This window comes from Pseudomonas sp. GL_091, from assembly GCF_057837725.1.
Genome location: NZ_CM174451.1, coordinates 1,764,889 through 1,784,092, shown reverse-complemented (window position 1 = coordinate 1,784,092; position 19,204 = coordinate 1,764,889). Strand labels below are relative to the sequence as shown.

The window sequence follows — 19,204 nt, the reverse complement described above, 5'->3', positions numbered from 1 at the left end:
GTGGTTCCTTAAATTCGGTTTCAGGTGCGCGAAGGCGTTAAACAGTAAAGGCGTCTTGCAGCAGTTGTTCCTGCTGCTCGGCGTGCATCGATGCGTAACCGCATGCAGGTGCAGCAGAAGCCTCACGGCCCGCGTACTCGAGTACGAGAGACTTGTTGAGGTTACCGACGCTGCGACGCAAGTGGTGTTGGCTGCAGTACCAGGCACCCTGGTTCATCGGCTCTTCCTGACACCAAACGATATGTTTGAGGTTGGTGTAAGGAGCCAGGACTTCATTCAAGTCGTCCTCAGGGAATGGGTACAGCTGCTCGATACGCACGACGGCGATGTCGTCACGACCTTCGGCACGGCGTTTTTCCAGCAGGTCGTAGTAGACCTTGCCGCTACACAGAACAATGCGCTCGACCTTTTTCGGGTCTTGGGCATCGATTTCCGGGATAACGGTCTGGAACGAACCTTCGGCCAGATCTTCCAGCGTCGAGATGGCCAGCTTGTGGCGCAGCAGCGACTTCGGAGTCAGGACTACCAGTGGCTTGCGCAGCGGGCGAATCACCTGACGGCGCAGCAAGTGGTAGATCTGAGCCGGCGTCGTCGGCATGCACACCTGAATGTTGTGCTCGGCGCACAGCTGCAGGTAACGCTCCAGACGAGCCGAGGAGTGCTCCGGCCCCTGCCCCTCATAACCGTGCGGCAGCAGCATGGTCAGACCGCACAGACGGCCCCACTTGTGCTCGCCACTGGTGATGAACTGGTCGATAACTACCTGGGCACCGTTGGCGAAGTCGCCGAACTGGGCTTCCCAGATCACCAGCGCATCAGGCGTGGTGGTCGAGTAACCGTATTCGAACGCCAGTACGGCTTCTTCGGACAGGAACGAATCGTACAGGTCGAAACGCGGCTGACCGTCGTACAGGTTCTGCAGCGGGATGTAGGTGCCCGCGTCCTTCTGGTTGTGCAACACGGCATGACGGTGCGAGAACGTACCGCGGCCGATGTCCTGGCCAGTCATGCGAATCGGGTGACCTTCGAACGCCAGGGTCGCGTACGCCATGGTTTCGGCGTAACCCCAGTTGATCGGCAGGCCGCCGGCTTGCATCTTCTGGCGGTCTTCGTAGATCTTGGCAACCTGGCGCTGAACCACGAAGCCTTCCGGGATTTCCAGCAGCTTGGCGGACAGTTCCTGCAAGGTCTTGAGGTCGAAGCGAGTGTCGTGACGTGCGGTCCAGGCGTGGCCCAGATACGGACGCCAGTCCACGAACAACTCTTTGTTCGGCTCTTTGACCAGGCTCTTCACTACGTGCAGACCGTTGTCCAGCGCGTTGCGGTATTCGTCGACTTTCGCCTGAACACGCTCTGCGTCCAGCACACCGCCCTGGGTCAGACGATCGGCATACAGCTCACGGGTGGTGCGCTGTTTGGTGATCTGCTGATACATGATCGGCTGGGTGCCGCTTGGCTCGTCGGCCTCGTTGTGGCCGCGACGACGGTAGCAGACCAGGTCGATCACCACGTCACGCTTGAACTGCATGCGGTAGTCGATGGCCAGCTGGGTCACGAACAATACGGCTTCCGGATCATCACCATTCACATGGAGGATCGGCGCCTGGATCATTTTCGCAACGTCGGTCGCGTACTCGGTGGAACGCGAGTCCAGCGGGTTGCTGATGGTGAAACCGACCTGGTTGTTGATCACGATGTGCACGGTACCGCCGGTCTTGAATCCGCGGGTCTGCGACATCTGGAAGGTTTCCATGACCACGCCCTGACCTGCGAATGCAGCGTCACCGTGGATGGAGATCGGCAGAACCTTCTCGCCGGTTGGATCGTTACGACGGTCCTGACGGGCGCGAACCGAACCCTCGACCACCGGGGAAACGATTTCCAGGTGGGACGGGTTGAACGCCATGGCCAGGTGAACTTCACCGCCGGAGGTCATCACGTTGGACGAGAAGCCCTGGTGGTATTTCACGTCACCGGAACCCAGCTCGACCTTCTTCTTGCCTTCGAACTCGTCGAACAGCTCGCGCGGGTTCTTGCCGAAGGTGTTGACCAGCACGTTCAGACGGCCACGGTGGGCCATGCCGATGACGATTTCCTTGGTGCCGTAGGAACCGGAACGCTGGATCAGCTCGTCGAGCATCGGAATCAGGCTTTCGCCGCCTTCCAGACCGAAACGCTTGGTACCCGGGTATTTGGTGCCCAGGTATTTTTCCAGGCCTTCGCCGGCGGTCACGCGCTCGAGCAGGTGGCTCTTGATGTCGGCGGAGTACGTCGGACGACCGCGCACGCTTTCCAGACGCTGCTGGAACCACTGGCGCTGCTCGGAATCGGTGATGTGCGTGAACTCAGCGCCGATGGTGCGGCAATATGTCTGCTGCAACGCTTCGTGAATTTCGCGTAGGCTCGCTTCCTCTTTGCCGATGAACAGGTCGCCGGCACGGAAGGTCGTATCAAGATCGGCATTGGTCAAGCCGTAATGATTGATCGACAGGTCTGCAGGTGCAGGACGCTGCCACAGTCCCAGCGGGTCAAGCTGGGCTGCCTGGTGGCCACGCATACGGTAGGCCTGGATCAATCGCAGCACTTCAACTTGCTTCTTCTCGTGCTCACTGCTCACGCTGCCGGCGGAAACCGGTTGGGCGCGGCGCTGGTTCTTTGCCAGCAAGACGAAATGATCGCGAATTGTGGAGTGCGAAACATCGGTGGCAGAGTTGCCGTCAGCAGGCAACTTCTGGAAGTAGGTGCGCCACTCTTCTGGCACAGCGTTAGGGTCGTGCAGGTAGAGCTCGTAAAGCTCTTCCACATAGGCAGCGTTACTACCGGATAGGTAGGCACTGTTCCACATGCGCTGCATCACGCTTTCTTGCATGCTTGGTCACCCTCGGTTAGGGGAACACCATCGGTGTCGACACCGAGCAAACTTGCAGAAGTCCGAATGCAGCGACCAAAACAAGCCACTAGGATCACACTGATAGTCCGGGTACCAGCCCGGATGCCCCTGCTTGTCTCATTTCTTCAAAATAAGAGCCGCAGCCTTTTAAGCTGCTGCTCAGGTTAAAACTACGGCGCCGGTTGAAGCCTGCGCCGTAGCATCTACGGGTACAGCGGGTACAGCAGCTGAATCACACGCCACTCGAGAGCAACATGTTACGGATGTGACCGATGGCCTTAGTCGGGTTCAGGCCTTTCGGACATACGTTGACGCAGTTCATGATCCCGCGGCAGCGGAATACGCTGAACGGGTCATCCAGCGAAGCCAGACGCTCGGACGTCTTGGTGTCACGGCTGTCTGCCAGGAAGCGGTAGGCTTGCAGCAGGGCAGCTGGACCCAGGAACTTGTCCGGGTTCCACCAGAAGGACGGGCAGGAAGTCGAGCAGCAAGCGCACAGGATGCACTCGTACAGACCGTCCAGCTTTTCACGCTCTTCAGGGGACTGCAGACGCTCGATGGCCGGAGCCGGCGTGTCGTTCTGCAGGTATGGCTTAACCTTTTCGTATTGCTTGTAGAAGATGCTCATATCGACGACCAGGTCACGGATAACCGGCAAACCTGGCAGAGGACGAACGATCAACTTGTTACCTTTTACGACAGCAGACAGCGGCGTGACACACGCCAGGCCGTTTTTGCCGTTGATGTTCATGCCGTCGGAACCGCAAACACCTTCACGGCAAGAGCGACGATAGGAGAAACCCTCGTCCTGCTCTTTGATCAGGGCCAGCACGTCCAGCACCATCAGGTCTTTACCACCGGTATCAACCTGGAATTCCTGCATGAACGGCGCGGCGTCCTGATCAGGGTTGTAACGATAAACGCTGACTTGCAACATGGCGGCCACCCTTAATAAGTCCGAATCTTAGGTTCAAAAGTCGGAACAGTCTTCGGCGAGAAGTTCACGGCACGCTTGGTCACGCGCTTGTCACCCGGGAAGTACAGGGTGTGGCACAGCCAGTTTTCGTCGTCACGGTCTTCGAAGTCTTCACGGGCGTGAGCACCACGGGACTCTTTACGTACTTCTGCAGCGATGGCGGTGGCTTCGGCCACTTCCAGCAGGTTCTGCAGTTCCAGAGCTTCGATACGCGCAGTGTTGAACGCCTGCGACTTATCGTTGATCTTCACGTTGGCGATGCGCGTGCGCAGGTCAGCCAACTGGGCAATACCCTTCTGCATGTATTCGCCGGTACGGAATACACCGAAGTAGTTCTGCATGCAGTTTTGCAGCTCGCGACGCAGGGTAGCCACGTCTTCGCCTTCGGTACGCTCGTTCAGGGCGGACAGACGCGCCAGGGCAGCCTGGATGTCGGCGTCGGTGGCGTCGTCGTATTCGATACCGTCGGTCAGCGCCTTTTCCAGGTGCAGGCCGGCAGCACGGCCGAAGACCACCAGGTCGAGCAGCGAGTTGCCGCCCAGTCGGTTGGCACCGTGAACCGATACGCAAGCCACTTCACCCACTGCGAACAGGCCAGGGATGATTTCGTCGACGCCTTCGCCGTTCTGGGTGATCGCCTGACCGTGAATGTTGGTCGGAACACCGCCCATCATATAGTGGCAGGTAGGAACAACCGGAACCGGAGCAACAACCGGGTCAACGTGCGCGAAAGTCTTCGACAGTTCGCAGATGCCTGGCAGGCGGCTGTGCAGTACTTCCTCACCCAGGTGGTCGAGCTTGAGCATTACGTGGTCGCCATTCGGACCGCAACCGTTGCCGGCGATGATCTCTTTAACCATCGAACGGGCAACAACGTCACGACCGGCAAGGTCTTTGGCGTTCGGAGCATAACGCTCCATGAAACGCTCGCCGTGCTTGTTGATCAGGTATCCACCTTCACCACGGCAACCTTCAGTAACCAGTACACCAGCGCCGGCGATACCGGTCGGGTGGAACTGCCACATTTCAATGTCTTGTACCGGCACGCCGGCACGCAGCGCCATGCCAACGCCGTCACCGGTGTTGATCAGGGCGTTGGTGGTCGAAGCGTAGATACGACCTGCACCGCCGGTAGCCAGTACGGTGGCCTTGGCACGGATGTAGGTGGTTTCGCCGGTTTCGATGCAGATGGCGATCACGCCGACGAACTCGCCTTCGCCGTTCTTCACCAGATCGACAGCGTAGTACTCGTTCAGGAACACGGTACCGGCTTTCAGGTTGCCCTGATAAAGGGTATGCAGCAGAGCGTGACCGGTACGGTCGGACGCAGCGCAAGTACGCGCAGCCTGGCCGCCCTTGCCGTAGTCCTTCGACTGACCGCCGAACGGACGCTGGTAGATACGGCCCTGTTCGGTACGCGAGAACGGCATACCCATGTGGTCCAGCTCGTAAACGGCAGCCGGGCCTTCCTGACACATGTATTCGATAGCGTCCTGGTCACCGATGTAGTCGGAACCCTTGACGGTATCGTACATGTGCCAGCGCCAGTCATCGTTCGGGTCAGCGGACGCGATTGCGCAGGTGATGCCGCCCTGGGCGGATACAGTGTGCGAACGGGTCGGGAAAACCTTGGTGATCACGGCAGTCTTGTGACCGCCTTGTGCCAGTTGCAGCGCTGCGCGCATGCCGGCACCGCCACCACCAATAATGATGGCGTCGAAAGAAATCGTTGGAATGTTAGCCATGACTCAGATACCCCAGAGAATCTGCACACCCCAGACGAAGTAAGCGAACATCGCAACGCCGCATACTGCCTGGAAAAGGAAACGCACAGCCGTCGCGGACTTGCCGAACGCCATTGGCGTCAGGTAGTCGGTCGCGATGGTCCACATGCCGACCCAGGCGTGAGCGCCGAGGGCAACGAGGGCCAGGAGGCTGAAGATACGCATTCCGTTGTGGGCGAACAGTTCATGCCACTGGGCGTACTCGAGGCCAGGATGGGCCACGACGTATCCGATCAGGAAGATGAAGTAAGCCGCGAGAACGACCGCAGACACACGTTGCGCCATCCAGTCATAGAGGCCCGAACGCGACAGGTTCGTGACGTTAGTTACCATATCCAAACTCCTGCCAGAACGATTACCACCACGGAAACGGCGATAACGATTTTCGAGCCCAGTTTGCCGCCTTCCAGCGTCTCACCGATGCCCATGTCCATGATCAAATGGCGCACACCGGCTACCAGGTGATAAAGCAGAGCGGACAGGATGCCCCATGTCACTAGCTTGGCTAGCGGACTGGTCAGACACGCTTTCACCTGACCGAAGCCTTCCTCGGAACTCAGCGACTTGTCCAATGCGTAAAGCATGATGGCAAGGCACACGAAGAGGATGACACCGGAGATTCGGTGAAGGATGGACGTGTAAGCAGTGACTGGGAGTTTGATGGTCCTTAGGTCTAGGTTTACAGGTCGTTGGCTTTTCACGGCTTTTTTTTCACACTGAAGAGCCCCTAACAATCAGGGCAAAGTTGTTGGGGAGTGCACTGGTCAGGTAACCACCACCCAGGGATGCGACCCCCAATGAAAGCAAGCCCAAAAGCCCTTGGCGGTCGGTGGCCGAGTATAGACAGTTAGGCTACTAATGACAACGCAAACACCTAACCCAAACAGCTGATTGCGCAACTGACATAAAAGGCGTAAATGGCAGCCAATTTCGAGAAAAAAGTCCGGTTAAAGCCTTCTGGAGCAAGACTTTAGGCAAATTGACATTCGAATTTATCTCACTATAGTGGTGCGGGCCCTGCGTGGGGGGTCTGTCTGATGATTTCAAGCATAAATAGGAGGCCACATGGCTGACAAAAAAGCGCAGTTGATCATCGAGGGCGCAGCCCCCGTCGAGCTGCCCATTTTAACCGGCACCGTTGGTCCCGATGTTATCGATGTTCGGGGCCTGACGGCCACGGGCCGTTTCACCTTTGACCCAGGCTTCATGTCGACCGCCTCGTGCGAGTCGAAGATCACCTATATCGATGGCGACAACGGCATCCTGCTGCACCGCGGCTACCCGATCGAACAGCTGGCTGAAAAGTCGGACTATCTGGAAACCTGCTATCTGCTGCTCAACGGCGAACTGCCGACCGCAGAACAGAAGGCCCAGTTCGTCAGCACCGTGAAGAACCACACCATGGTTCACGAGCAGTTGAAGACCTTCTTCAACGGCTTCCGTCGCGACGCCCACCCGATGGCCGTCATGTGCGGCGTAGTCGGCGCCCTCTCGGCGTTCTACCACGACTCCCTGGACATCAATAACCCGCAGCATCGCGAAATCTCCGCGATCCGCCTGGTTGCCAAGATGCCGACCCTGGCCGCGATGGTTTACAAGTACTCCATGGGCCAACCCATGATGTACCCGCGCAACGACCTGTCGTACGCGGAAAACTTCCTGCACATGATGTTCAACACCCCGTGCGAGATCAAACCGATCAGCCCGGTACTCGCCAAGGCCATGGACCGGATCTTCATCCTCCATGCCGACCACGAGCAGAACGCTTCGACCTCCACCGTACGCCTGGCCGGCTCTTCGGGTGCCAACCCGTTCGCCTGTATTGCCGCCGGCATCGCTGCACTGTGGGGCCCTGCCCACGGCGGTGCCAACGAAGCCGTACTGACCATGCTCGATGAAATCGGCGATGTTTCGAACATCGACAAGTTCATCGCCAAGGCCAAGGACAAGAACGATCCGTTCAAGCTGATGGGCTTCGGTCACCGCGTTTACAAAAACCGCGACCCGCGCGCCACAGTAATGAAGCAGACCTGCGACGAAGTGTTGAAGGAACTGGGTATCCAGAACGATCCGCAACTCGAACTGGCCATGCGCCTGGAAGAGATCGCCCTGACCGACCCGTACTTCATCGAGCGCTCTCTGTACCCGAACGTCGACTTCTACTCGGGGATCATCCTCAAGGCGATCGGCATTCCGACCAGCATGTTCACCGTGATCTTCGCCCTGGCGCGGACCGTCGGCTGGATCTCCCACTGGAAGGAAATGCTCTCCAGCCCGTACAAGATCGGCCGTCCGCGCCAGTTGTACACCGGCTACGAGTCGCGAGATATCACCAAGCTGGAAGACCGCAAGTAAGCGCTGTCTTGCTGTAGGGTGTTGAGTTGTACCGGGAACGGCCTCTTAATATAGAGGCCGTTTTTGTTTGCCTTTTTAAATTGTGTACATATCCGTTACTTGGGTAACGGCGGCTTACGTTTCCGCCCTTACGGCCAGCCCTTTCAAGGTCTTCGTTTAGAATCCCCTAAAAACCAGTCAGGGTGACGAAAACGATGTGGGCAGAAGTTCTAGCGCGGTTTGAAAAAAAGACACCGGCCAGTGTCATGACGAAATTGATACTGGAGCAGGCTGTTCCTGCCGAATGGGTTGATCAGGTGTTTGAAGAACACCGTCAACGCCAGTACCCGCGTGAGCTTTTGTTTTCGACCATCGTTGAGCTGATGTCCCTTGTTTCATTGGGTTTGCGCCCTTCTTTGCATGCCGCTGCCCGGCAAATGGAGGGGCTGCCGGTTACGTTGGCGGCGCTCTATGACAAGGTCAGCCGCACAGAGCCCGCGTTGCTGCGGGCGTTGGTTACAGGAAGCGCCGAGCGCCTGGCTCCGACGATAAAAGAGTTGGGCTGCTCAGCCATTTTGCCCGGCTGGCAGCTGCGCATTGTCGACGGCAACCACCTGCCTTCTACTGAAAAACGCTTGGGGGCTTTGCGGCGTGAGCGAGGTGCGGCGCGACCAGGGTTTTCAGTAGTGGTCTACGACCCGGACCTCGATCAGATCGTCGACTTGCAGCCATGCGAGGATGCCTACGCCAGTGAGCGCGTCAGCGTGCTGCCGCTGTTGGCCCACGCCACTAAGGGCCAGCTATGGATGGCCGATCGGCTGTACTGCACGCTGCCCGTCATGCAAGCCTGCGAGGAAGCGGGGGCTTCGTTCATTATTCGCCAGCAAAGCAAACATCCACGGTTGATTGAGGAAGGCGGCTGGCAAGAATCTGTGGCCATCGAATCCGCAACGGTGCGCGAGCAAATCATCGAACTCAAAGGTGGTCACCGCTGGCGTCGAGTTGAACTGAACCTACAGACACCTACTGACTCAGGCGACACTGTGATGTGGTTCTGGAGCAACTTGCCAGACACCGTCAGCGCCGGGCAGATCGCCGAGTTATACCGTCGTCGCTGGAGTATCGAAGGGATGTTCCAGCGCCTGGAATCGGTGCTGGACAGTGAAATCGAAAGCCTTGGCGCTCCGCGGGCGGCGTTGCTGGGTTTTGCCTCGGCGATCCTGGCCTACAACGTCCTGGCAGTGCTCAAACGCAGCGTGGAACAGGCTCATCGCGAGACATTGCCCGAAGGCTGGGAAGCTTCGATCTTCCACCTGACGGTACAAGTGCGTAGCGGATACGAGGGCATGCAGATCGCACTGCCCTCAGATTACCTGACACTTCAAACGACCTTAGAAACGCTGGCAACGCGACTGTTGGCGCTCGCCAGGAATATCAAGCCCAAGCAAGTGGCCAAAAGCATACGTGGTCCCAAAATCGCCAAACCCAAGGAGTGGCTGGACGGCAAAGCTGCGCACGCTCATGTGTCGACGGATCGGGTGCTTAAGGCCCATAAAGGGAAAACACCTTGAAAGGGCTGGCCCTTACGGCGGGTTACTTGGAAAAGCCCCAAGTAACCAAGGGCTCTTGCCCCTGACGTTCGGTGCCTCGCCAAGGCTCGGCATGCCCTCGCTCCGGTCCTGCTCCGTGGGCCCGGAGCGAGGGCATGCCGAGGGGGCAAGAAGATCAAGATCAAGATCAAGATCAAAAGCCAAAGCGAGGCGGCCTACCGGCCGGCCTGCTTGCTGGTTGAGCTCGCTGCAGAATTTCGGTCGGCCGGCAGGCCGCCATCGCGAGCAGGCTCGCTCCTACAGAAGAGCAAAGGCAGATCGGCGTACACAATCGCTCTTCACCACTCATCAGGCCGAGCGTTAGCTCGCCTGCAGCTCTTGATCTTGATCCACCCGCCCCCTCGGCAGGCTGAGTGGAGGTGTTCATCCGGGGGGTAGGCGCGCAGCGCCGTTCGGCGAAGCCGAACACATCGAGAGGAGGTCGCGCGAAGCCGACCGGAGGCGATGCCCCCGGATGAATGCCGGAGCGAAGGAACCCCGAGCCTTAGCGAGGGGCCGTACGTTCGGGGCGAGCGTTTTTTTGCTTACTTTTTTTAGGCGCCTGTAAAAAAAGTGAGTCGCCGTCAGGGCGAAACCATAAGCCGCCGTTACCGCAGGAATGGATATGTACGCGGCCAACAAAAGACAGGTCGGATGCCAAGCCGCCTTCGTCGGAACGCCGCCCGGAGCAAGCCCGCCCCCACAGTAAATCGGCTACATCCACAAAATCCGGGTCGATTACCGCCCAATAAAAAAAATGCCCCGATCTCTCGACCAGGGCATTTCCATTCAACACAACTTAAACAGTCAAACCCAAACGCTTAGTGCGAAACAGCACCACTTGCACCCAGACCCGTCTGCGAACGAACAAACTGCGGGAAGAACAGCGCCCGCTCATTGTCAGCCGCAGTGGACTTGTCGGTAACCGAGAAGAACCAGATCCCGACAAAGGCAATCATCATCGAGAACAACGCCGGGTACTCATACGGGAAGATGGCCTTCTCGTGATGCAGGATCTGCACCCAGATGGTCGGACCAAGCACCATCAGGCCCACGGCACTGATCAGCCCCATCCAGCCACCGATCATCGCACCGCGGGTGGTCAGCTTTTTCCAGTACATGGAAAGCAACAGTACCGGGAAGTTGCAGCTCGCCGCGATGGAGAACGCCAGGCCCACCATGAACGCAATGTTCTGGCTCTCGAACAGGATACCCAGACCAATTGCCAGCACCGCCAAGGCGATAGTGGTGATTTTCGAGACGCGGATCTCATCCTTCTCGTTGGCCTTGCCCTTCTTGATCACGCTGGCGTACAGGTCGTGGGACACCGCCGAAGCACCGGCCAGGGTCAGACCGGCAACCACTGCCAGAATGGTCGCGAACGCCACCGCCGAGATAAAGCCCAGGAAAATACTGCCACCCACCGCGTTGGCCAGGTGCACCGCCGCCATGTTGTTACCACCCAGCAACGCGCCTGCAGCGTCTTTGAAGGCCGGGTTGGTGCTGACCAGCAGGATCGCGCCGAAGCCGATGATGAAGGTCAGGATGTAGAAGTAACCAATGAAACCGGTTGCGTACAACACGCTCTTGCGAGCTTCTTTTGCGTCGCTCACGGTGAAGAAGCGCATCAGGATGTGCGGCAGGCCAGCGGTACCGAACATCAGCGCCAGACCGAGGGAGAACGCCGAGACCGGATCTTTCACCAGGCCGCCCGGGCTCATGATCGCTTCAGCTTTCGGGTGAACCTTGATCGCCTCGGAGAACAGCATGTTGAAGTCGAAGTTGACGTGTTTCATCACCATCAGCGCCATGAAGGAGGCACCGGACAGCAGCAGGACTGCCTTGATGATCTGCACCCAGGTGGTCGCCAGCATGCCGCCAAACAACACGTACAGGCACATCAGAATACCGACCATGATCACCGCAACGTGGTAATCGAGACCGAACAGCAACTGGATCAGCTTGCCGGCACCGACCATTTGCGCGATCAGGTAGAACGCCACCACCACCAGCGAACCGCAAGCGGACAGCGAGCGGATCTGGGTTTGCCCCAGGCGATAGGACGCCACGTCGGCAAAGGTGTATTTACCCAGGTTACGCAGGCGCTCGGCGATCAGGAACAGAATGATCGGCCAGCCCACCAGGAAGCCGATCGAGTAGATCAGGCCGTCGTAGCCGGAGGTGAACACCAGCGCGGAAATACCCAGGAAGGACGCTGCCGACATGTAGTCACCGGCAATCGCCAGACCGTTCTGGAAACCGGTGATCTTGCCGCCAGCGGCGTAGTAGTCGGCTGCCGAATTATTACGCTTGGAAGCCCAGTAGGTGATGCACAGGGTGGCACCGACGAAGGCGACAAACATCACGATCGCCGACACGTTAAGCGGTTGCTTCTGCACGGCACCGGTCAGGGCGTCAGCCGCCCAGGCGCCAGGCGCAAAAGCTGCGATGCTCAAAAGAGCCATTAGACGGCGGATCATTGCTGAGCCTCCTTGAGAATCGCATTGTTCAGGTCGTCGAATTCGCCGTTGGCGCGTCGCACGTAGATACCGGTCAGGATGAAGGCCGAGACAATCAGCCCGACACCGATCGGTATGCCCCAGGTAATCGAGGACTCAGGGCTGATTTTCGCCCCCAGCACCTGCGGCCCATAGGCAATCAGAAGGATGAATCCGGAGTAAAGCCCTAGCATGATCGCCGAAAGAATCCAGGCGAATCGTTCCCTCTTGCTAACCAGCTCCTTGAAGCGCGGGCTGTTTTGAATCGAGAGGTAAATGCTGTCGTTCATTGTTTTTATCCTCGCAGCACAGATTTAGTTGGAACGGTATCCACTCTATGCGGCTACGGGGCAGGTTCCAGACGACCTTAGTCTTAGAACCACATGGTGTTTTCGCCAATTTCAAGCATGCACTAAACAACTGTGGGAGCGAGCCTGCTCGCGAATGCGTCATGCCAGTCGACATATCAGTCAACTGACAGACCGCTTCGCGAGCAGGCTCGCTCCCACAGGGTCAAGCGTGCTCTTTGCTATTATTTAGTCCAGACAGCCACACGCTCAGGGTGCTTGGCGACCCAGTCCTTCGCCGCTGCTTCAGGCTTGGCACCGTCCTGAATCGCCAGCATCACCTGGCCAATTTCATCCTTGGATTCCCATTGGAAGTTCTTCAGGAACTTGGCCACTTCCGGCGCCTTGGCCTCCAGGCCCTTGCTGCCGATGCTGTTCACGGTTTCAGCCGCGCCATACACGCCTTTCGGGTCTTCGAGGAAGCGCAGTTTCCACTTGGCGAACATCCAGTGCGGTACCCAACCGGTCACGGCAATGGATTCGTTTTTCTTCTCGGCACGGGTCAGCTCGGCGATCATGCCGGCGCCGGAACTGGCCTTGAGTTGATAGCCGGTCAGGTCGTAGTCCTTGATCGCCTGGTCGGTCTTGAGCATCACGCCTGAACCAGCGTCGATGCCGACAATGCGGTTCTTGAAGGTGTCGTCGGTCTTGAGGTCGTCAATGGACTTGGCCTTGACGTACTCCGGCACGATCAGGCCGATTTTCGCGTCCTTGAAGTTCGGGCCGTAGTCGACGACCTGATCCTTGTTCTTCGTCCAGTATTCGCCGTGGGTCACCGGCAGCCAGGCCGACAGCATGGCGTCGAGTTTGCCTGTGGCCACGCCCTGCCACATGATCCCGGTGGCAACGGCTTGCAGTTTCACGTCATAACCGAGTTTCTGCCTGATCACTTCGGCAGCCACGTTCGTCGTGGCGACACTGTCCGACCAGCCGTCGACATAACCGATCGTCACTTCCTTCCCGGCGGCACTGGCCACGGTAGAACTGATCGCCAGCACCAAAGCGGCACCTGCGCCCAAGAGTCGTCGCATCTTCATCGTTACTTCCCCGAAAGTGCTGCGCTCGACGGATGCCGAGTCGCTTAAACGTATTGTTATGGTGCACAGCGCCCCCTTCACGCCTCACAGCAAACTCGTCCGAACATCAGCGGAGTACTGACACGCCGATCATCAACCTCAAGCCCATGGCGACCTGCTCTGCCAGCGACCTCAAGGCATCGAGAAACGACATCAGAAAGCCATTAATCCTCAGCGCAACACCCCCCCTGCCAATCCGCCCGAACTTTGCATGTCAAAATCATGCAGGCCACCAAGCACGCGGTAAATGCAGGTAACATGCGCCGCTTTGCTCCCACACGGCCTGACCATGTCCGCGACATCACGCTTTCCTTTTTTTGCTTATCTATTCGCCTGCCTGCTGGGGCTGTTTGCCCTCGGTGGCTTCTGGTACGGCATTGGCAAACCGGTGATCCTGCCGGATGTCGCCAGCGCGACGCACAAGCTGCAATGCGCCTCTTACACGCCATTCGACAAAGACCAATCGCCGTTTGACGTGCCATTCAACTTGCGCCCCGAGCGTATGGATGCCGACCTCGCGCTGCTGTCCAAAAGCTTCGAATGCATCCGCACCTATTCCATGTCCGGCCTCGAAGCCCTGCCGGACCTTGCGCGCAAGCATGGCTTGAAGCTGATGATCGGCGCCTGGGTCAACAGCAACCCGGTGGACACCGAGAAAGAAGTCGACCTGCTGATCGCCTCGGCCAACGCCAACCCGGATGTGGTGAGCGCGGTGATCGTCGGCAACGAAACCCTGCTGCGCAAGGAAGTGACCGGCGCGCAATTGGTGAGGCTGATCAACAAGGTCAAGAGCCAGGTCAAACAGCCTGTCACCTACGCCGACGTCTGGGAGTTCTGGCTCAAGCATCCGGAAATCGCCCCCGCCGTGGACTTCCTGACCATTCACTTGCTGCCGTACTGGGAAGATGATCCGTCGAACATCGACGCCGCCCTGCAACATGTGGCCGAAGTACGCCAGGTGTTCGGCAACAGGTTCGCACCCAAGGATGTGCTGATCGGCGAAACCGGCTGGCCAAGCGAAGGTCGCCAGCGCGAAACCGCCCTGCCGAGCCGGGTCAACGAAGCCAGATTCATTCGCGGCTTTGTCGCCATGGCCGAGCAACAGGGCTGGCACTACAACCTGATCGAAGCCTTCGACCAGCCATGGAAACGCGCCAGTGAAGGTGCGGTCGGTGGTTACTGGGGCTTGTTCGATGCCGATCGCCAGGACAAGGGTGTGCTGGCCGGGCCAGTGACAAACGTACCGTACTGGTCGCAATGGCTGGCGGTGGGCGGCTTGATCTTCATCGGCACGTTGCTGCTCGGTGGTCGGGTTCGCACGACGCGTTCGACGCTGGTGCTGCCGCTACTCGGTGCATTGGCTGCGTGTTCGATTGGCGCCTTTGGCGACCTGGCACGGGTTACCACGCGTTTTACCAGTGAATGGCTATGGGTCGGATTGTTGACCGCCCTGAATCTTCTGGCGCTGGCCCATGCTGCGCTGACGTTGAGCCCTCGCAGCGGTTGGCGCGGACAGGCTTTCAACAGGCTGGAGCGCCGTGCTGGGTGGCTGGTGGCAACGGCAGGTTTCGCGGCGGCCGTGATGATGCTGGAACTGGTGTTCGATCCGCGTTATCGCAGCTTCCCGAGTGTCGCGTTCATCGTGCCTGCGCTGGTTTATCTGTGCCGCCCGGTGAATGTGCCGCGCCGCGAGATTGCACTGTTGACCTTCATCATCGGTGCCGGCATTGCGCCGCAGCTGTATCGTGAAGGTTTGCAGAATCAGCAGGCCTGGGGCTGGGCGCTGGTGAGTGTGTTGATGGTGGCGGCTTTGTGGCGTTGCTTGCGGGTTCGCAAGGCTTGACTCTATAGCGACTTAACCGGCCTCTTCGCGGGCAAGTCGGATCGCCGCACCGCCGCTCCCACAAGGATCCTGTGGGAGCGAGCCTGCTCGCGATGACGGACCATCAGGCGCTACGAGACTCTCTGACCAACCGCAACCCCGCAATCACCACCGCAAACACCGCCAGCGTCGTGCTGTACAACGCCAGCGCCGGAAACCCGAACACCAGCCCCAGCACCGCCAGCCACCAGCCTGCCCGCCCCGGCACGACAAAGCCGATGATCGCCGCGCCCAGCGCAGCCCAGCCCAGCACCCCGAAATGGATCATCAGCCCCAGGTTCGATCGCACCTGGCATTCCCAGCGACTCGCTTCATCCACGCAAATGCCGACCCACTGCGCATCCTCCATGAAGCCATAACGCGCGCCATAACTGGCGGCCAGCCATACAGGCAGCAATACAAGCAGCAGAATCACGGGCAGGCGGCGAGACATGAAACACTCCAATTGGCGAAAAACGGCGGCCAGCTTAATCGCCCGAAAGCGTTTCGCAAGCGATAACAACGGTTAACTGGTCATTCAATCGCTGCAAAGTGTATCGTCCAGCTACTATTACTTCGAAATTAAGCCTGTTTGGTGCCGATGGTTGGCACTTTGGCGCAGATCCGGTGGTCATAGCCTGCGAAATTCATTCGGCACCTTCTTCTAAGGGATTTAGTCATGCTCCGTTCCTTGCGCTTCGCCGCCCTGTTTGGCGGCCTTATTTTGAGTGCGTCCGCACTGGCGGTCGACATTGACGCCGCCAGTTACGGCTATCCCCTGACCAACCCGTTCGAGGCGACCATCGCGACCACGCCGCCGGACTTGCGTCCGGAGTTGCCGCTGGACGATGACATCGATCAGACAGTGCGCAGCGTCACCTTGCGTCCGGAACGGGCGTTCGAATTGCCGGACAATTTCTGGGCGGTCAAGAAACTCGACTACCGCATTGCCACGCAGGATCACGCCGCGCCGCTGATATTCCTGATCGCCGGCACCGGTGCACGTTATGACAGCAGCCTGAACGAATACCTGAAGAAGCTCTACTACAAGGCCGGTTACCACGTGGTGCAGCTGTCATCGCCCACCAGCTACGACTTCATGAGTTCCGCTTCACGCTTCGCCACGCCGGGTGTTTCCAAGGAAGACGCCGAAGACATGTACCGGGTGATGCAGGCAGTGCGGGCACAGAACCCGAAAGTGCCGGTCACCGATTACTACCTGACCGGGTACAGCCTCGGTGCACTGGACGCCGCTTTCGTCGCGCACCTGGACGAAACCCGCCGCAGCTTCAACTTCAAGAAAGTCCTGTTGCTCAACCCGCCGGTCAACCTCTACACCTCGATCACCAACCTCGACAAGCTGGTCCAGACCGAGGTCAAGGGCATCAACAACAGCACCACGTTCTATGAACTGGTACTGAACAAGCTGACCCGCTACTTCCAGCAGAAGGGCTACATCGACCTCAACGACGCCCTGCTCTACGACTTCCAGCAGTCCAAACAGCACCTGACCAACGAACAGATGGCCATGCTGATCGGCACCTCGTTCCGCTTTTCGGCGGCCGACATTGCCTTCACTTCGGACCTGATCAACCGTCGCGGCCTGATCACCCCACCCAAGTTCCCGATCACCGAGGGCACCAGCCTCACGCCATTCCTCAAGCGTGCACTGCAATGCGACTTCGACTGCTACATCACCGAACAAGTGATCCCGATGTGGCGCGCCCGCACCGACGGCGGCAGCCTGCTGCAACTGATTGACCAGGTGAGCCTGTATGCGCTGAAGGACTATCTGCACGAAAGCCCGAAAATCGCTGTCATGCACAACGCCGATGACGTGATCCTCGGCCCTGGCGACCTGGGCTTCCTGCGCAGGACCTTCGGTGATCGCCTGACCGTTTACCCGTACGGCGGCCACTGCGGCAACATTAACTACCGCGTCAACAGCGACGCCATGCTGGAGTTCTTCCGTGGCTAAATATCTCCTGCTTTTCGCAGCGTTACTCTGTGCAGGCGTCGCCAATGCAGACAACAGCAAAGCCAACGCCCCCGTGGTCGTCGACAGTGACGGCTTCAAGGAACCGCTGAGCAAACTCAAATTCAACCCGGGCCTGGACCAACGCGAGTTCGAGCGCTCGACGCTCAGCGCACTGGCTGTCTACGATCCGCTGGAGGAGTGGAACCGGCGCGTCTATCACTTCAACTACCGCTTCGACCAATGGGTGTTCCTGCCGGTGGTCAATGGCTACCGCTACGTCACCCCGAGCTTCCTGCGTACTGGTGTCAGCAACTTCTTCAACAACCTCGGCGACGTGCCGAACCTGATGAACAGCCTGCTGCAACTCAAGGGCCAGCGCTCGCTGGAAACCACCGGACGCCTGCTGCTCAACACCACCATCGGCATCGCCGGCCTGTGGGACCCGGCCACCGCCATGGGCCTGCCGCGCCAAAGCGAAGACTTCGGCCAGACGCTCGGCTTCTACGGCGTGCCGGGTGGCGCTTACTTCGTCCTGCCGATCCTCGGTCCGTCGAACCTGCGTGACACCGGCGGCCTGGCGGTGGATTACACGGCCGAGAATGCGATCAACTTCCTCAACGTGGCCGAAGTCAGCTCCAACCATCCGGAAGTCTGGATCCTGCGCAGCATCGACAAGCGCCACCAGACCACCTTTCGCTATGGCCAGATGAACTCGCCATTCGAGTACGAGAAAGTGCGTTACGTGTACACCGAAGCGCGCAAGTTGCAGATCGCCGAGTAATCCCGGCAGCTGTAAATCAATGTGGGAGCGGGCTCGCTCGCTCCCACATTTGTTATGTGTTGCCTTCAGCCTTTCAGGGCTTTCCAGATCTTGCTGACGGCCATCACGCCAACCAACACCACCGCCCCCGCCACAATCCCCGCCACGCCATTGAGCAGCACCGGCACGATAAATCCGCCGCCACCCGCCGCAGCACCGACACTTTCGATCCAGTGATGCACCACCGGCACACCGTGCGTGAGGATCCCGCCGCCCACCAGAAACATCGCCGCCGTGCCGATCACCGACAGGCTTTTCATCATGTACGGTGCCGCACGCAGAATCCCGCCGCCGATGCTTTTCGCCATCTGCCCGGGTTTCTGGGTCAACCACAGGCCGAGGTCGTCGAGCTTGACGATACCCGCCACCAATCCGTACACGCCGATGGTCATGACAATGGCAATGCCCGAAAGCACGATGATTTGCTGGGTCAATGGAGCGCCGGCCACGGTGCCGAGGGTGATGGCGATGATTTCCGCCGAAAGAATGAAGTCGGTGCGGATCGCGCCTTTGATCTTGTCCTTCTCAAACGCCACCAGGTCGGTGGCAGGGTCAGCCACGGCCTCGACCAACTGCGCATGCTCGGCGACATCTTCAGCCTTGCTGTGCAGAAACTTGTGGGCGAGTTTTTCAAACCCCTCGAAGCACAGATAGGCACCGCCGACCATCAACAGCGGTGTAACCAGCCACGGAATAAACGCACTGATGGCCAGCGCCGACGGCACCAGGATCAATTTATTGATGAACGAACCCTTGGCGACCGCCCATACCACCGGGATTTCCCGCTCGGCACGCACTCCGCTGACTTGCTGGGCGTTGAGTGCCAGGTCGTCACCGAGTACGCCGGCCGTTTTCTTGGCGGCCATTTGGGTCATCAATGACACGTCGTCCAGTACGGCGGCAATGTCGTCAATCAGCACCAGCAAACTGCTTCCTGCCATGAATCGGGTTTCCTTCTGCAATGAATGCGCAGCAGCATAGCGCGGCATCACGGGCTGCGGTGCATTCTTGAGCGCCGCGCGAGGCCGGTGATACCATGCGCAACCGCCAG

General features: G+C 58.8%; 15 protein-coding genes. 5 read left to right on the top strand and 10 right to left on the bottom strand.

Going from position 1 to position 19,204, the window contains the following annotated elements; all coding sequences use genetic code 11:
- Positions 1-37: 37 nt before the first annotated feature.
- From AC3ITY_RS08180 to sdhC, 5 genes are all read right to left on the bottom strand, one after another.
- Positions 38-2,869: a 2-oxoglutarate dehydrogenase E1 component gene (locus AC3ITY_RS08180; RefSeq protein ID WP_489308387.1), complete on the bottom strand. Its 2,832-nt coding sequence runs from the start codon at positions 2,867-2,869 to the stop codon at positions 38-40.
- 253 nt (positions 2,870-3,122) lie between these two features.
- On the bottom strand, positions 3,123-3,827 hold the full coding sequence (locus tag AC3ITY_RS08175; RefSeq protein WP_008063297.1) for a succinate dehydrogenase iron-sulfur subunit: 705 nt from the start codon (positions 3,825-3,827) through the stop codon (positions 3,123-3,125).
- A gap of 11 nt (positions 3,828-3,838) precedes the next feature.
- The gene (sdhA, locus tag AC3ITY_RS08170) at positions 3,839-5,611 is read right to left on the bottom strand and encodes a succinate dehydrogenase flavoprotein subunit (RefSeq protein WP_489308386.1); all 1,773 of its coding nucleotides are present in this window, start codon (positions 5,609-5,611) and stop codon (positions 3,839-3,841) included.
- A gap of 3 nt (positions 5,612-5,614) precedes the next feature.
- The gene (gene sdhD / locus AC3ITY_RS08165) at positions 5,615-5,983 is read right to left on the bottom strand and encodes a succinate dehydrogenase, hydrophobic membrane anchor protein (protein ID WP_489308385.1); all 369 of its coding nucleotides are present in this window, start codon (positions 5,981-5,983) and stop codon (positions 5,615-5,617) included.
- Positions 5,977-6,351, bottom strand: a complete 375-nt coding sequence (gene sdhC / locus AC3ITY_RS08160) for a succinate dehydrogenase, cytochrome b556 subunit (protein WP_032829628.1) — start codon at positions 6,349-6,351, stop codon at positions 5,977-5,979. The genes sdhD and sdhC overlap by 7 nt, the downstream gene beginning before the upstream one ends.
- A gap of 364 nt (positions 6,352-6,715) precedes the next feature.
- Here sdhC and gltA point away from each other — a divergent pair, with 364 nt between their 5' ends.
- Positions 6,716-8,005: a citrate synthase gene (gene gltA / locus AC3ITY_RS08155; RefSeq protein WP_007977501.1), complete on the top strand. Its 1,290-nt coding sequence runs from the start codon at positions 6,716-6,718 to the stop codon at positions 8,003-8,005.
- Positions 8,006-8,250: 245 nt separating this feature from the next.
- The gene (locus AC3ITY_RS08150; RefSeq protein ID WP_489305208.1) at positions 8,251-9,555 is read left to right on the top strand and encodes an IS4 family transposase; all 1,305 of its coding nucleotides are present in this window, start codon (positions 8,251-8,253) and stop codon (positions 9,553-9,555) included.
- A gap of 839 nt (positions 9,556-10,394) precedes the next feature.
- On the opposite strand, the gene AC3ITY_RS08145 is transcribed toward AC3ITY_RS08150, so the two are convergent.
- The 3 genes from AC3ITY_RS08145 to AC3ITY_RS08135 form a co-directional block, all read right to left on the bottom strand.
- The gene (locus AC3ITY_RS08145) at positions 10,395-12,053 is read right to left on the bottom strand and encodes a cation acetate symporter (RefSeq protein WP_489308384.1); all 1,659 of its coding nucleotides are present in this window, start codon (positions 12,051-12,053) and stop codon (positions 10,395-10,397) included.
- On the bottom strand, positions 12,050-12,361 hold the full coding sequence (locus AC3ITY_RS08140) for a DUF485 domain-containing protein (protein WP_008052644.1): 312 nt from the start codon (positions 12,359-12,361) through the stop codon (positions 12,050-12,052). Before AC3ITY_RS08140 ends, AC3ITY_RS08145 begins: the two co-directional genes overlap by 4 nt.
- 242 nt (positions 12,362-12,603) lie before the next feature.
- Positions 12,604-13,455 carry a glycine betaine ABC transporter substrate-binding protein gene (locus AC3ITY_RS08135; protein WP_223543245.1) on the bottom strand — a complete coding sequence of 284 codons (852 nt, stop codon included), beginning with the start codon at positions 13,453-13,455 and terminating at the stop codon, positions 12,604-12,606.
- Between the two features lie 286 nt (positions 13,456-13,741).
- On the opposite strand from AC3ITY_RS08135, the gene AC3ITY_RS08130 reads away from it, so the two are divergent.
- On the top strand, positions 13,742-15,337 hold the full coding sequence (locus AC3ITY_RS08130; RefSeq protein ID WP_489308383.1) for a glycoside hydrolase family 17 protein: 1,596 nt from the start codon (positions 13,742-13,744) through the stop codon (positions 15,335-15,337).
- A 103-nt stretch (positions 15,338-15,440) separates the two neighbouring features.
- On the opposite strand, the gene AC3ITY_RS08125 is transcribed toward AC3ITY_RS08130, so the two are convergent.
- The gene (locus AC3ITY_RS08125; RefSeq protein WP_489308382.1) at positions 15,441-15,809 is read right to left on the bottom strand and encodes a hypothetical protein; all 369 of its coding nucleotides are present in this window, start codon (positions 15,807-15,809) and stop codon (positions 15,441-15,443) included.
- 225 nt (positions 15,810-16,034) lie between these two features.
- On the opposite strand from AC3ITY_RS08125, the gene AC3ITY_RS08120 reads away from it, so the two are divergent.
- Together AC3ITY_RS08120 and AC3ITY_RS08115 are read left to right on the top strand one after the other, a co-directional pair.
- Positions 16,035-17,333 carry a serine/threonine protein kinase gene (locus tag AC3ITY_RS08120; protein ID WP_489308381.1) on the top strand — a complete coding sequence of 433 codons (1,299 nt, stop codon included), beginning with the start codon at positions 16,035-16,037 and terminating at the stop codon, positions 17,331-17,333.
- Positions 17,326-18,114: an MlaA family lipoprotein gene (locus AC3ITY_RS08115; protein ID WP_489308380.1), complete on the top strand. Its 789-nt coding sequence runs from the start codon at positions 17,326-17,328 to the stop codon at positions 18,112-18,114. The genes AC3ITY_RS08120 and AC3ITY_RS08115 overlap by 8 nt, the downstream gene beginning before the upstream one ends.
- Before the next feature lie 65 nt (positions 18,115-18,179).
- On the opposite strand, the gene AC3ITY_RS08110 is transcribed toward AC3ITY_RS08115, so the two are convergent.
- Positions 18,180-19,094 (bottom strand): DUF808 domain-containing protein, encoded by a 915-nt coding sequence (locus tag AC3ITY_RS08110; protein WP_489308379.1) that lies wholly within the window; start codon positions 19,092-19,094, stop codon positions 18,180-18,182.
- Positions 19,095-19,204: the final 110 nt, after the last annotated feature.

Excerpts from the sequence above, each read along its gene's own strand:
- AC3ITY_RS08180 (WP_489308387.1), bottom strand. The coding sequence starts at position 2,869 with ATGCAAGAAAGCGTGATGCAGCGCATGTGGAACAGTGCCTACCTATCC.
- AC3ITY_RS08175 (WP_008063297.1), bottom strand. The coding sequence starts at position 3,827 with ATGTTGCAAGTCAGCGTTTATCGTTACAACCCTGATCAGGACGCCGCG.
- sdhA (WP_489308386.1), bottom strand. The coding sequence starts at position 5,611 with ATGGCTAACATTCCAACGATTTCTTTCGACGCCATCATTATTGGTGGT.
- sdhD (WP_489308385.1), bottom strand. The coding sequence starts at position 5,983 with ATGGTAACTAACGTCACGAACCTGTCGCGTTCGGGCCTCTATGACTGG.
- gltA (WP_007977501.1), top strand. The coding sequence starts at position 6,716 with ATGGCTGACAAAAAAGCGCAGTTGATCATCGAGGGCGCAGCCCCCGTC.
- AC3ITY_RS08150 (WP_489305208.1), top strand. The coding sequence starts at position 8,251 with ATGACGAAATTGATACTGGAGCAGGCTGTTCCTGCCGAATGGGTTGAT.
- AC3ITY_RS08145 (WP_489308384.1), bottom strand. The coding sequence starts at position 12,053 with ATGATCCGCCGTCTAATGGCTCTTTTGAGCATCGCAGCTTTTGCGCCT.
- AC3ITY_RS08140 (WP_008052644.1), bottom strand. The coding sequence starts at position 12,361 with ATGAACGACAGCATTTACCTCTCGATTCAAAACAGCCCGCGCTTCAAG.
- AC3ITY_RS08135 (WP_223543245.1), bottom strand. The coding sequence starts at position 13,455 with ATGAAGATGCGACGACTCTTGGGCGCAGGTGCCGCTTTGGTGCTGGCG.
- AC3ITY_RS08130 (WP_489308383.1), top strand. The coding sequence starts at position 13,742 with ATGCAGGTAACATGCGCCGCTTTGCTCCCACACGGCCTGACCATGTCC.
- AC3ITY_RS08125 (WP_489308382.1), bottom strand. The coding sequence starts at position 15,809 with ATGTCTCGCCGCCTGCCCGTGATTCTGCTGCTTGTATTGCTGCCTGTA.
- AC3ITY_RS08120 (WP_489308381.1), top strand. The coding sequence starts at position 16,035 with ATGCTCCGTTCCTTGCGCTTCGCCGCCCTGTTTGGCGGCCTTATTTTG.
- AC3ITY_RS08110 (WP_489308379.1), bottom strand. The coding sequence starts at position 19,094 with ATGGCAGGAAGCAGTTTGCTGGTGCTGATTGACGACATTGCCGCCGTA.